General features: G+C 69.1%; 9 protein-coding genes. 4 read left to right on the top strand and 5 right to left on the bottom strand.

Going from position 1 to position 12,802, the window contains the following annotated elements; translation table 11 throughout:
- Positions 1-14 precede the first annotated feature (14 nt).
- From VF522_RS17790 to map, 4 genes are all read right to left on the bottom strand, one after another.
- Positions 15-1,019, bottom strand: a complete 1,005-nt coding sequence (locus VF522_RS17790; RefSeq protein ID WP_330909638.1) for a tripartite tricarboxylate transporter substrate binding protein — start codon at positions 1,017-1,019, stop codon at positions 15-17.
- 98 nt (positions 1,020-1,117) lie between these two features.
- A complete protein-coding gene (locus tag VF522_RS17785) occupies positions 1,118-2,146 on the bottom strand; it encodes a hypothetical protein (protein WP_330909637.1) in 1,029 nt (342 codons plus the stop codon).
- A gap of 39 nt (positions 2,147-2,185) precedes the next feature.
- On the bottom strand, positions 2,186-4,858 hold the full coding sequence (locus tag VF522_RS17780; protein ID WP_330909636.1) for a [protein-PII] uridylyltransferase: 2,673 nt from the start codon (positions 4,856-4,858) through the stop codon (positions 2,186-2,188).
- Positions 4,855-5,658, bottom strand: coding sequence for a type I methionyl aminopeptidase (map, locus tag VF522_RS17775; protein ID WP_330909635.1), 804 nt, complete (start codon positions 5,656-5,658; stop codon positions 4,855-4,857). The genes VF522_RS17780 and map overlap by 4 nt, the downstream gene beginning before the upstream one ends.
- Before the next feature lie 106 nt (positions 5,659-5,764).
- Here map and purL point away from each other — a divergent pair, with 106 nt between their 5' ends.
- The 4 genes from purL (at position 5,765) to VF522_RS17755 (ending at position 12,422) form a co-directional block, all read left to right on the top strand.
- Entirely contained in the window at positions 5,765-9,790 is a 4,026-nt protein-coding gene (gene purL / locus VF522_RS17770) for a phosphoribosylformylglycinamidine synthase (RefSeq protein ID WP_330909634.1), read from the top strand.
- 1 nt (position 9,791) lies between these two features.
- Positions 9,792-10,217, top strand: a complete 426-nt coding sequence (locus tag VF522_RS17765; protein ID WP_330909633.1) for a chorismate mutase — start codon at positions 9,792-9,794, stop codon at positions 10,215-10,217.
- Positions 10,214-11,200: a tripartite tricarboxylate transporter substrate binding protein gene (locus VF522_RS17760; protein ID WP_330909632.1), complete on the top strand. Its 987-nt coding sequence runs from the start codon at positions 10,214-10,216 to the stop codon at positions 11,198-11,200. Before VF522_RS17765 ends, VF522_RS17760 begins: the two co-directional genes overlap by 4 nt.
- A 247-nt stretch (positions 11,201-11,447) precedes the next feature.
- Positions 11,448-12,422 carry a tripartite tricarboxylate transporter substrate binding protein gene (locus tag VF522_RS17755; RefSeq protein WP_330909631.1) on the top strand — a complete coding sequence of 325 codons (975 nt, stop codon included), beginning with the start codon at positions 11,448-11,450 and terminating at the stop codon, positions 12,420-12,422.
- Here the strand turns inward: VF522_RS17755 and VF522_RS17750 are convergent.
- Positions 12,419-12,802 (bottom strand): gamma-glutamyltransferase (locus tag VF522_RS17750; protein WP_330909630.1); only part of this gene is annotated, 384 nt, incomplete at its 5' end. The two genes, VF522_RS17755 and VF522_RS17750, sit on opposite strands and share 4 nt — an antisense overlap.

Below are 12,802 nucleotides of genomic sequence, written 5' to 3'. Positions count from 1 at the left end.
CGCGGGGATGACCGCTATTCCGCCTTGATCCCCCGCATCATGATCACGCCGCCCAGCACGGCGGTGTCCTGCTTGATGCGGTTGGCCAGGCCCTCGGACGTGGTGCCCGCCGTCTGCCAGCCTTGCTGGAACAGCTTGGCGCGCACGTCCGGTGTGCGGGCGATGCGCGACACCGCCGCCGACAGGCGCTCCACGATCGGCCTGGGCATCGACTTCGGGGCGGCGGCCGCCGTCCAGATCTCCAGCTGGAAACCGAGCACGCCTTGCTCCTGCAGGCTCGGATATTCCGGCACCAGCGGGCTGCGCGCGGTGGAGGTCACGCCCACGGCCTTCAGCTTGCCCGCCTTGATCTGCGCGGCGGCGAGGCCGGGAGGCAGCAGCGCGAGCTGGATCTGGTTGGTCATCAGCGCCTGGATCACCTGCGGGTTGCCCGGGTAGGGCACGTGCAGCGGATCCATGTTGGTCTTGGTCTTGAGCAGCTCCATGCCGATGTGGCCCACGGTGCCGACGCCGGGCGAGCCGTAGCTCCACTTGCCGCCGCCGTTGCGCGCGGCCAGGAAGAACTCCTCCGCGGTCTTGAACGATGCGCTCGCGGGCGCGGCCAGCACCAGCGGCGCGGTGCCGATCAGGCTGATCGGCTGGAAGTCCTTGATCGGGTCGAAAGGCACCGCCGGATTCAGCAGCCTGGCGATGGTCATGTTGCCGTTGATCATCACGCCGATGGTGTGGTCGTCGGTCGCCTTGGCGATCGTGTCGGCCGCGATGTTGCCGCCGGCGCCGACCTTGTTCTCCACGATCACGGGCTGGCCGAGGTCCTTGGACAGCGGCTCGGCGATCGTGCGGGCCACCAGGTCCGGCGTGGATCCCGGCGGGAAGCCGACGACGATGCGCACCGGCTTGGTCGGCCACTTGGTGGCGGCGGCAGCGGCCGGAGCAGGGGTCTTCTGGGCGAGCACGCCACTCGTGGCGGCGGCAAGCGCGAGCAGCACCAGGCTGCGCCGCGCGGCGAACTTCAACATCTCTGGGTTCCTCCAACGACTGGCTCGGCTTTCATGACATCACGGGCCGATGCGCTGGCGATGGTAGCTCGGCAGGATTGCGGGACCCTGACGGCTGGCTAGGGATTTGGCGTAGCGCGGCAAGCAGTCATGCGCGCATCTCCCTCCGGGCGGAACTGCCCCTTCTCCGTTCCCGAGCTCCACAGCACCGGTTGCGGCCGCCACTCACCGGGGCCAAGCACGATTCCAGCGAGCTCCTCCAGGCCGGCGCCAAGCACCGCGCGCGCCGCTGCTTCGCCTGCGTCCTCGCGCAGCGCCTGGCCGCAGAAGCGCGCCAGCCGGTCGTAGTCCTTGTCCAGCAACTGCACGAGCAGCCGTGCCAGCTCGTAGCTGAGCGGCTGCCCGTCGTCGGCCCGCAGGAAGCTCTTGCCGGTCCAGAACTCCTGGATGGTGTCGGCGTTCCAGAAACGCCCGAACAGGAAGGCGAGTTCGGCGGCGGTATAGCGCGGGCGCGAAGGCGAGAAGCGCCGTTCGGTGTTGACTGCGAGGCCTTCGTTCAGCCACGCGGGGATGGGCAGGTGCCGCACGAGGCAGTGCGTGAGCTCGTGCACCACGACCGGCTCCATCTGCTCGAACGGGCCCTGGGCGAATACGAAGTGCCCGTAACCCCAGTCGATGAACATGCCGCCGCTGAAGGCCTCGGGCTCGTCGCTGCCGCTGCCGTAGTGCGCGATGTATTGGTAGTAACTGTCCTCGTCGTCCAGCACGAGGACGACCGTCTTGCCGTGCCCTTCATCGCTGGCGATGCCGGGCAGCGTGGTCAGCACGCGCCGCAGGGAGCGCTCCAGGTAATCCAGCAGGGCGCGCGCAGGCCGCGGCTCCAGCGCGGACAGCAGCATGAAGCTGGCGGATTCGTCGCGCCGATAGCCCGAATGCAACTGCGTGCCGAGCGCATCGACCCACGCGGCCGCCAGTCCATTCGCATAGGCGTGGAGCTTCGCGCCGTCGGTGGCATCCGGCCAGTCGTGGCGCTCCCAGTCCGGGATCGGCAAGGTGGTGCCATCGCGCCAGATCACTTCCCCGGGCAGCGACGTGCTGCGCTCGGGCGGCGGCTCCGCCACCTGCTTGCCTTTCAACCAGCCGAACATGTCCTTCCTCCTCCGGCGCATTCTGCGCAGGCGGAAGGCTCAGGCCGAGATCGCTTCCAGCAATTCCGTCTCGATCTCGATTTGTTTGCGGTTTTGCTGCAACTCCGGCCCGTCGATCAGGAAGGTGTCCTCGACGCGCTCGCCGAGCGTCGACACCTTGGCGAGCTGCAGGTTCAGCTTGTGCCGCGCGAGCACGCGCGCGATCGAATACAGCAGGCCGACGCGGTCGCTGGCGGAGACGGAGAGCAGCCAGCGCTGCGCCTTTTCGTCCGGATGCAGGTCGACCCGCGGCGGGATGGGGAAGCTCTTGACCCGCCGCGACACGCGGCCGCGGCTCGGCGGGGGCAGCGGGCCGGCCGCCGCGATGGTGCCGGCCAGGTCGGACTCCAGCATGCTGCACAGCTCGCGGTAGTGGTCCGGCATCATGGCGGTGACCACCTGGAAGGTGTCCAGCGCGTAGCCGTTGGTGGCCGTGTGGATCTTCGCGTCCAGGATGCTGAAGCCGGCCTGTTCGAAGTAGCCGCAGATGCGCGCGAACAGGTCCGGCTGGTCGGGCGTGTAGACCATCACCTGCAGGCCTTCGCCCACCGGCGACATGCGCGCGCGCACCAGCACCTTGGCCGTGCCGACATAGCGCGAGAGGTGGCGGGTGTGCCAGGCGATGTCGCCGGCGTCGTGCCGCATGAAGTAGCCGACGTCCAGCGTGTCCCACAGCTTCTTGTGCGCCTCGAAAGGTTGCGCGTGGAGCTGCAGCTGCACCAGCGCCTCGCGCTTGCGCGCCTCGACGTCCGCCTTGGGATCGGGCCTGCCGCCGCCGAGCGCGCGCAGGGTGTAGCGGTACAGGTCTTCCAGCAGCTTGCCCTTCCAGGCGTTCCACACCTTCGGGCTGGTGCCGCGGATGTCCGCCACGGTGAGCAGGTACAGCGCCGTGAGGTTGCGCTCGTTGCCCACGCGCCGGGCGAAGTTCTCGATCACGGAAGGATCGCCGAGATCTTCCTTCTGCGCGACGCGGCTCATGGCCAGGTGCTCGCGCACCAGGAACTCGACCAGCTTGCAGTCCCCGGCGTCGATCGCGTGCTGGCGGCAGAAGCGCCGCACCTCGCGCGCGCCGAGCTCCGAGTGGTCGCCGCCGCGGCCCTTGGCGATGTCGTGGAACAGCGCCGCGGTGTAGAGGATCCAGGGCTTGTCCCAGCCGGCCGCCAGCTGCGAGCAGAACGGATATTCGTGCGCGTGCTCGGCCATGAAGAACCGGCGCACGTTGCGCAGCACCATCAGGATGTGCTGGTCCACGGTGTAGACGTGGAACAGGTCGTGCTGCATCTGCCCCACGATGCGGCGGAACACCCACAGGTAGCGCCCGAGCACCGAGGTCTGGTTCATCAGCCGCATCGCATGCGTGATGCCCTGCGGCTGCATCAGCATCGCCTTGAAGGTCGCGTGGTTCGCCGGATCGTTGCGGAAGCTGGCGTCCATCACCTTGCGCGCGTTGTACAGCGCGCGCAGCGTGCGGGCCGACAAGCCCTTGATGCCCGGCGTGGCCTGGAACAGCAGGAAGGTCTCGAGAATCGCGCGCGGGTCCTTCAGGTAGAGGTCGTCGCTGGCGACCTCGATCATCCCGGCCTTCTCGAAGAAGCGTTCGTTGATCGCGCGGGCTTCGGAAGCCGCCGGATTGAGCCGCTCCTCGATGTTCAGCAGCAGGATCTGGTTCAGCTGGGCGACGGCCTTGGCGGCCCAGTAGAAGCGCTTCATCAGCCGTTCGCTGGGACGCTGCAGCAGGCGGCCGTCGGGCCGCATCACGGCCTTGTAGCCGAAAGACTCCGCCACCGCGTTCTGCAGGTCGAACACCAGCCGGTCTTCGCGGCGACGCGCCACCACGTGCAGGCGCGCCCGGATCGTGGAGAGCAGCGCCTCGTTGCGCTTGATCTGCCGCGCCTCGAAGGCCGTCGCGAGGCCGCGGCGCGCCAGTTCGTCCCAGCTCTTGCCGAAGCCGGCCGCGTTGGCCACCCACAGGATCACCTGCAGGTCGCGCAGGCCGCCGGGGGACTCCTTGCAGTTGGGCTCCAGCGAGTAGGGCGTGTTCTCGTACTTGGTGTGCCGCTGGCGCATCTCCAGCGTCTTGGCCACGAAGAAGGCGCGCGGGTCGAGTTGCGCGCGAAAGCGCTCCTGGAAGGCGGCGAACAGCTTGCGCGAGCCGGTGACCAGGCGCGATTCCAGCAGCGAAGTCTGCACCGTCACGTCGCTGGCGGCCTGCGCGAGGCATTCCTCCAGGGTGCGCACGCTGGAGCCGATCTCGAGGCCGGCGTCCCAGCAGCTGCCGATGAAGTTCTCGACCCGCTGCTTGAGCCGGAGGTCGTCGTCGCAGGAGATGCCGTCCGGCATCAGCAGCAGGACGTCGACGTCGGAATGGGGGAAGAGCTCGCCACGGCCGAAGCCGCCGACCGCCACGAGGGCGATGCCGGCGGGCAGCCCGGCGTGCGCCCAGAGCGCCTTGAGCGCCTCGTCGGCCGCCTGGCTCAGGGCCTGCAGCAGCGGCTTGATCGTGCGGGTGGAGTTGCCGTCGGTCTGCAGGCCGGAAAGCAGTTGCGCCTTGCGCGCCTTGCAGGCGTCGCGGACCGAGAGAACGTCATTCCCGCGGAGGCGGGAATCCAGGGCGTCCGCGTCCTGGAAGCCCTGGATCCCCGCCTCCGCGGGGATGACGTTCAATTTGTTCATCCCTTGACGAATGCCGGCGGAGGCGGGCTGCCGGCCGAGAGCGTCATCACCTCGTAGCCGGTCTCGGTGACGAGCACCGTGTGCTCCCACTGCGCCGACAGCGAGTGGTCCTTGGTGACGATGGTCCAGCCGTCGTTGCCGAACTCCTTCACGTCGCGGCGGCCGGCGTTGATCATCGGCTCGATCGTGAAGGTCATGCCGGGCACCAGTTCCTCCAGGGTGCCGGGCTTGCCGTAATGCAGCACCTGCGGTTCCTCGTGGAAGCCGCGGCCGATGCCGTGGCCGCAGAACTCGCGCACGACGGAGAAGCCGTTGCTCTCCGCGAACTTCTGGATGGCCCAGCCGATGTCGCCCAGGCGCACGCCGGGCTTGACCTGCACGATGCCGTGCCACATGGCCTCGTAGGTGATCTGCACCAGGCGCTTGGCCGCGATGGAAGCCTCGCCCACCACGAACATGCGGCTGGTGTCGCCGTACCAGCCGTCCCGGATGACGGTGACGTCGACGTTGACGATGTCGCCCTTCTTGAGCGGCTTGTCGTTCGGGATCCCGTGGCACACCACGTGGTTCACCGAGGTGCAGAGCGACGCCGGGTAGGGCGGGTAGCCGGAGGGCTGGTAGCCCAGCGTGGCGGAAGTCGAGCCCTGCTTCTTCATGTGCTCGGCCGCGATGCGGTCGATCTCGCGGGTCGTGATGCCCGGCTTGATGAAGGCCGTGAGGTGGTCGAGGACTTCCGAGGCCAGGCGGCCGGCGGTGCGCATCCCCTGGATGCCTGCTTCGTCTTTTACGGTGATACCCATGGGCGGGATTATCCCAGAGCGCCCATTCCCCCGCAGGTAGAATCCCGGGTTGCTTCCAGCCCCAGTCAGCGGCTGGAGGGTCCACTCCCCAGACAGGCTTCAGACAGTGTCCCTGCACATCACCGAGTTCGAGGGCGGACAGGCTCTCAGCGACTTCCGGATCCAGCAACTCCTGCCGCGCCTGCAAGCGGTCCACCCCAAGGTGGCCGGCCTGTCGGCACGCTTCGTGCACCTGGTGGCGGGGGACCACGCCCCCAGCGCCGCGGAACGCGAACGCATCGCGGCACTGCTGACCTACGGAGAGCCCTACGCCGGTGCGTCGGAAGGCCCGCTGCTGGTGGTGGCACCCCGTTTCGGCACCGTGTCGCCCTGGGCCTCCAAGGCCACCGACATCGCCCACAACTGCGGCCTGGCGCTCAAGCGGATCGAGCGCGTCGTCGAGTATCGCGTGCAGCTGCAGGGCGGCTGGCTCGGCAAGCCGGCGCTCGAGCGGGCGCAGCTGGAGGCGATCGCGACCCTGCTGCACGACCGCATGACCGAAAGCGTGGTGGCGAGCCGCGCCGAGGCCGCGGCCCTGTTCACCGAACTGCACCCGCAGCCCATGGAGCACGTCGACGTGCTGGGCGGCGGCCGCGCGGCGCTGGAGGAGGCCAACCGCCGCTTCGGCCTGGCGCTCGCCGACGACGAGATCGACTACCTGGTGCAGGCCTTCACCGGACTCGCCCGCAATCCCACCGACGTCGAACTGATGATGTTCGCGCAGGCGAACAGCGAGCACTGCCGGCACAAGATCTTCAATGCTTCCTTCGCCATCGACGGCGTGCAGCAGGACAAGAGCCTGTTCGGCATGATCCGCAACACGCACCAGGCGCACCCGGAGCACACGATCGTCGCCTACGCGGACAACGCCGCGGTGATGGAAGGCCACGCGGTGGAACGCTTCCTGCCCGCCGACGGCGGCCTGTACCGCAAGGCGGAGGCCACCCACCACGTGCTGATGAAGGTGGAGACGCACAACCACCCCACGGCCATCTCTCCCTTCCCGGGGGCGTCCACCGGCGCCGGCGGCGAGATCCGCGACGAGGGCGCCACCGGCCGCGGCGCGCGGCCCAAGGCGGGCCTGACCGGCTTCACGGTCTCGAAACTGTGGGACGGCCGCTTCGGCAAGCCGGAGCACATCGCCAGCCCGCTGCAGATCATGACCGAAGGCCCGCTGGGCGGCGCGGCGTTCAACAACGAATTCGGCCGGCCGAACCTGCTCGGTTACTTCCGCGAGTACGAGCAGGAAGTGGCGGGCGTGGCCCGCGGCTACCACAAGCCGATCATGATCGCGGGCGGCATCGGCGCGATCGACGCCGGCCTCACGCACAAGATCCCGTTCCCGGCCGGCACGCTGCTGATCCAGCTGGGCGGCCCCGGCATGCGCATCGGCATGGGCGGCGGCGCCGCTTCGTCGATGGCCACGGGCACCAACACCGCCGAACTCGATTTCGACTCGGTGCAGCGTGGCAACCCCGAGATCGAGCGCCGGGCGCAGGAAGTGATCAACCAGTGCTGGGCGCTGGGCGAGAAGAACCCGATCCTGGCGATCCACGACGTCGGCGCGGGCGGATTGTCGAACGCCTTCCCCGAGCTGACCAACGACGCCGGTCGCGGCGCGCGCTTCGACCTGCGCCAGGTGCCGCTGGAAGAGTCCGGCCTGGCGCCCAAGGAGATCTGGAGCAACGAGAGCCAGGAGCGCTATGTCATGGCGATCGCGCCGGAGTCGCTGGAGCAGTTCCGCGGCTTCTGCGAGCGCGAGCGCTGCCCGTTCGCGGTGGTGGGCGTGGCGACCGAGCAGCGGCAACTCGTCGTGGCCGACGAGGGCGCCGACACGCCGGTGGACATGCCGATGGACGTGCTCCTGGGCAAGCCGCCCAAGATGCACCGCGACGCGAAGACCGTCGCCCGCGAATCCGCGCCGCTCGACGTTTCCGGCGTGAAGCTGCAGGACGCCGTGATCCAGGTCCTGAGCCATCCCACGGTCGCTTCCAAGCGCTTCCTGGTCACGATCGGCGACCGCACCGTCGGCGGCCTCACGCACCGCGACCAGATGGTCGGACCCTGGCAGGTGCCGGTGGCGGATTGCGCCGTGACGCTGGCCGACTACAAGGGTTTCGCCGGCGAGGCGATGAGCATGGGCGAGCGCACGCCGCTGGCGTCGGTCGACGCCGCCGCGTCGGGCCGCATGGCGGTGGCCGAGGCCATCACCAACCTGCTGGCCGCGCCGATCGAGCTGTCGCGCGTGAAGCTGTCCGCCAACTGGATGGCCGCCTGCGGCGAGCCGGGCGAGGATGCCGCGCTGTACGAAACCGTGCGCGCCGTCGGCATGGAACTGTGCCCGCAGCTGGGCGTGGCTATCCCGGTGGGCAAGGACAGCCTGTCGATGCGCACGCAGTGGAACGAAGGCGGCCAGGTGAAGAAGGTCACCTCGCCGGTGAGCCTGATCGTCACCGCCTTCGCGAGCCTGGCCGACGTGCGCGGCACGCTGACGCCGCAGCTCGATGCGGACGAAGACTCGACGCTCGTGCTGGTGGACCTGGGCCGCGGCCGCAACCGCATGGGCGGCAGCATCCTGGCGCAGGCGCTGGGCCAGCCGGGCGGCGAGGTGCCGGACCTCGACGATCCGCAGGACCTCCTGAACCTGGTCAACGCGGTGAATGCGCTGCGGGCGCAGGACCGCATCCTGGCGTACCACGATCGCAGCGACGGCGGCCTGCTTGCCACGGCCTGCGAGATGGCCTTTGCCGGCCACGTGGGCGTGGCGCTCAACGTGGACCTGCTGGTCACCGAAGGCGACGGCATCAGCGACAGCCGCGCCGAGTACGGCGACGCCAAGAACTGGGCGGCGCAGGTCGGCCCGCGGCGCGAGGAACTGACGCTCAAGGCGCTGTTCAACGAGGAGCTCGGCGTCGTGCTGCAGGTGCGCAATGCGGACCGCAACGAGGTGATGCAGGTGCTGCGCGCGCACGGCCTGTCCAAGCACAGCCACTTCGTGGGCCAGACCCGGCCGCTCGCGTCCACCATCGACGTCGGCAAGGGCGAAGTGCAGGTCTGGCGCGACACCAAGACCGTGTTCGCCGCCAAGCTCGCCGACCTGCACCAGGTGTGGGACAGCGTCAGCTGGAAGATCTGCCAGCAGCGCGACAACCCGGTCTGCGCGGACAGCGAGCATGCGGCGGCGGGCGAGTCCGCGGATCCGGGATTGCATGTGCACCTGCCCCTCACCCCAACCCTCTCCCCAGAGGGGAGAGGGAGCAAGGCAGGTCTCCCTCTCCCGCCTGCGGGAGAGGGCAGGGGTGAGGGCCGCGGCGCTTACGTCAACACGGCCCGTCCCAAGGTCGCCATCCTCCGCGAACAAGGCGTCAATTCGCACGTCGAGATGGCCTACGCCTTCACCGAAGCGGGTTTCGACGCCGTCGACGTGCACATGACCGACCTGCAGTCCGGCCGCCACGACCTGAAGCAGTTCCGCGGCGTCGTCGCCTGCGGCGGCTTCAGCTACGGCGACACGCTGGGCGCGGGCATCGGCTGGGCGCGCAGCGTCACCTTCAACCCGGTGCTCTCGCAGCAGTTCCGCGACTTCTTCGCCCGCCAGGACACCTTCGGCCTGGGCGTGTGCAACGGCTGCCAGATGTTCGCCGAGCTGGCCGACATCATCCCCGGCGCGCAGGCCTGGCCGCGCTTCACCACCAACCGCAGCGAGCGCTTCGAGGCGCGCCTGGCCATGGTGGAGGTGATGGACTCGCCCAGCCTGTTCCTGCAGGGCATGGCCGGCGCACGCCTGCCGATCGCGGTGGCGCACGGCGAGGGCTACCCCAACTTCGCGCATCGCGGCAACGAAGCGCAGGTGATCCGCGCGCTGCGCTTCGTCGACAACCATGGCCAGGCGACCGAGCGCTATCCCTTCAACCCGAACGGCGGCGCGGGCGGCCTCACCGGCGTGACCACCGCCGACGGCCGCTTCACGGCGCTGATGCCGCATCCGGAGCGCGTGTTCCGCAACATCCAGATGTCCTGGACCTCGGGCGATGCGTCCGCGCCCAGCCCGTGGATGCAGCTGTGGCACAACGCCCGCAAGTGGGTCGGGTGAGATGACGACGCAGCATCGGCCGCAACGCGAACCCGACGCGCAGGGCGGCCCGGTGCGGCGCTTCACCGATCCCTCCTATCGCCCGCTGGCGGAGAACCTCGCCGGCATCCGTGCCGAGATCGACCGCATCGACGAAGCCATCGTCAGGCTGATGGCCGAGCGCGCGATGTACGTGAAGGACGCCGCGCGCTTCAAGCGCGATGCCTTCCAGGTGAGCGCGCCGGCGCGGCAGGCGCAGGTGTTCGCGCACGTGCGCGATCTGGCGCAGCGGCACCAGCCCGCGTTCAACGGGGGCTTCGAGGGCCTGCCCGACGTGGTGGAGGCCGCCTACCGCGCGCTCGTGGCCGGCTACATCGCCTGCGAGCAGCAGTACTTCGGCCAGACCGAAACCGACGACAACGAAGCACCCAAGGAAAGCGACCGGTGACGCAAAGACGCAGCCTCCTGAAAGCCCTTGCCGCCACGCCCGCGGCCCTGCTGGCCGGCCCCTGGACGCCCGCGCGTGCCCAGGGCGACTATCCCGCCAGGCCGGTCCGCATCGTCGTGCCGTTCGCGGCGGGCTCCACGCCCGACGTGTTCGCGCGCATCGTCGGCGAGCGCGCGGCGCAGGGCCTGAAGCAGCCGGTGGTGATCGAGAACCGCGCCGGCGCGGGCGGCAACCTGGGCACGGACGCCGTGGCCAAGGCGGCGCCGGACGGCTACACGATCGGCGTGTCGATCACGGGGCCGCTGGTGAACAACACGGTGCTGTACAAGCGCATGCCGTACGACCCGTTCAAGGACCTGGCGCCGATCACCTTCGGCGTGCACCAGGCCAACGTGCTGGCGGTGAGCCCGTCGCTGGGCGTGAACACGCTCAAGGAGCTGATGGACCTGCTGCGGCGCAATCCGGGCAAGTACAACTACGCGTCCATCGGCGTGGGCAGCCTGTCGCACCTGAGCGTGGAGATGCTCAAGACGCTCACCAACAGCTTCGTGGTGCACGTGCCGTATGCGTCTTCGCCGGCGGCCGTGACGAGCGTGCTGCAGGGCGACACGCAGATCGTGAGCCTGGCGCCGCTGGCGGTGATGCCGCAGGTGCAGGCCGGCCGCCTCAAGGCGCTGGCGGTGTCCACCGCCAAGCGCGTGCCGCAACTGCCGAACATCCCGACCTTCCGCGAAGCGGGCCTGCCCATGGACGGCAGCGCCTGGATCGGCCTGGTGGCGCCCGCGGGCACCCCGGCACCCATCGTCGAGCGGCTCAACCGCGAGTTCGTGGCGGCGATGCGCGACCCGGCGACGCACGACAAGCTGCAGGCGCAATACATGGATCCTGAGCCGGGCACGCCGGCGCAGTTCACCGCGTTCATGCGCGCGGAGCTGGCCAAGTGGGGGCCGGTGATCAAGCGCAGCGGGGCGACGATCGATTGAGATTCCGTCATCCCCGCGGAGGCGGGGAACGAGAGCGTTCAAGCAAAAGAGCGGCCGATGGCCGCTCTTCGTTCATGGAAGCCCTCGGTCCCCGCCTTCGCGGGGATGACGATCAGGCAGGTGGGCGCGTGAGATCGAACTTCATCGGCACCGCCCGCGAGCGCCATACGAAGAAAGGAAGGCGGGATTTTACGAGGGCACGGCTCTTGCTGCAGATGCCATCATCGGAAATCCGACCTTCACGACCATGCAAAGAACCATCTCCCGCCGCCTGCTGCTCGCGCTGAGCTTCACCCTGGCCGCCACCGGCGCCGCCGCCCAGTCCTATCCCTCCCGGCCGGTGAGGCTCGTCGTGCCGTTCCCGGCCGGCGGCGCCACCGACGTGCTGGCCCGCGCGATCTCCCTGTTCGCGCAGGACAAGCTGGGGCAGACCATCGTCATCGACAACAAGCCGGGCGCCGGCGGCACCATCGGCTCCGACCTGGTCGCCAAGGCCGATCCGGACGGCTACACGCTGCTGATCGCCACCGGCAGCACGCACTCGATCGGTCCGCTGGTGAATCCCAAGACGCCGTACAACGTCGAGCGCGACTTCGCCCCCATCATCGACGTCGCCAGCACGACGACCGTGATGATGGTGAGCAAGACCGTTCCGGCGAACAACCTGCAGGAATTCATCAAGGTCGCCAGGTCGCAGCCCGGCAAGCTCAATTTCGGCTCCAGCGGCAACGGCACCAACAGCCACCTGACCGGCGAGCTGTTCAAGGCCCAGGCCGGCGTGTTCATGACGCACATCCCTTACCGCGGCACCGGCCTGGTGTTCAACGACATGGTCTCGGGCCAGGTCCACATGCTGATGGACAACGTCGTCACCGCCATGCCGCACATCAAGGAAGGCCGCCTGCGCATCCTGGGCGTCACCAGCCTGAAGCGGCTGCCCTTCCTGCCCGACGTGCCCACGCTCGACGAGCAGGGCCTGAAGAACTTCGACGTGAGCAACTGGTTCGGAATCTACGCCCCGCGGGGCACGCCGTCCGAGGTGGTGCAGAAGGTCAACGCCGCGTTCAACGCGGCGCTGAAGGACCCCGAGCTGCAGAAGAAGATGTCGCTGCTGGGCGCCGTGCCCACCGGCGGCACGCCGCAGCAGATGGCCACCATCGTCTCGTCCGAGACGAACAAGTGGAAGCGGCTGATCACCGAGCGCAAGCTCGTGGTGAACTAGAACCCGACCGGGTAGCCGTCCTTGCGGTGGTCGGACGCGGCGATGTAGCCGTGTTCCGTCTTCATCGCGAGCTGCGCCGAGCCGAACTCCGTGTCGAAGCGCTGCGCCACGCGCAGCTCGTGGCCGCGCGCCCGCAGGCCTTCGATCGCCTCGGGCGGGAAGTTCCACTCCACCGCCACCGTGTGGTTGTCGTCGTGGATGCGCCAGCGCGGCGCGTCGCTCGCCGCCTGCGGGTTCATGCCCTGGTCGGCGATGCGCACGGCGACCTGCACGTGTCCCTGGGCCTGCATCGAGCCGCCCATCAGGCCGAAGCTCACGAGCGGGCGTCGGTCCTGGGTGAGGAAGCCCGGGATGATGGTGTGGAAGGGGCGCTTGCGCGG

The organism is Ramlibacter sp., from assembly GCF_036383835.1.
GTDB lineage: Bacteria > Pseudomonadota > Gammaproteobacteria > Burkholderiales > Burkholderiaceae_C > Ramlibacter.
This window is presented reverse-complemented; position numbering and strand designations above follow the sequence as displayed.

Bases quoted from the DNA above. Each gene is read 5' to 3' on its own strand.
- VF522_RS17780 (WP_330909636.1), bottom strand. From the start codon at position 4,858: ATGAACAAATTGAACGTCATCCCCGCGGAGGCGGGGATCCAGGGCTTC.
- VF522_RS17755 (WP_330909631.1), top strand. From the start codon at position 11,448: ATGCAAAGAACCATCTCCCGCCGCCTGCTGCTCGCGCTGAGCTTCACC.
- VF522_RS17785 (WP_330909637.1), bottom strand. From the start codon at position 2,146: ATGTTCGGCTGGTTGAAAGGCAAGCAGGTGGCGGAGCCGCCGCCCGAG.
- VF522_RS17765 (WP_330909633.1), top strand. From the start codon at position 9,792: ATGACGACGCAGCATCGGCCGCAACGCGAACCCGACGCGCAGGGCGGC.
- map (WP_330909635.1), bottom strand. From the start codon at position 5,658: ATGGGTATCACCGTAAAAGACGAAGCAGGCATCCAGGGGATGCGCACC.
- VF522_RS17790 (WP_330909638.1), bottom strand. From the start codon at position 1,019: ATGTTGAAGTTCGCCGCGCGGCGCAGCCTGGTGCTGCTCGCGCTTGCC.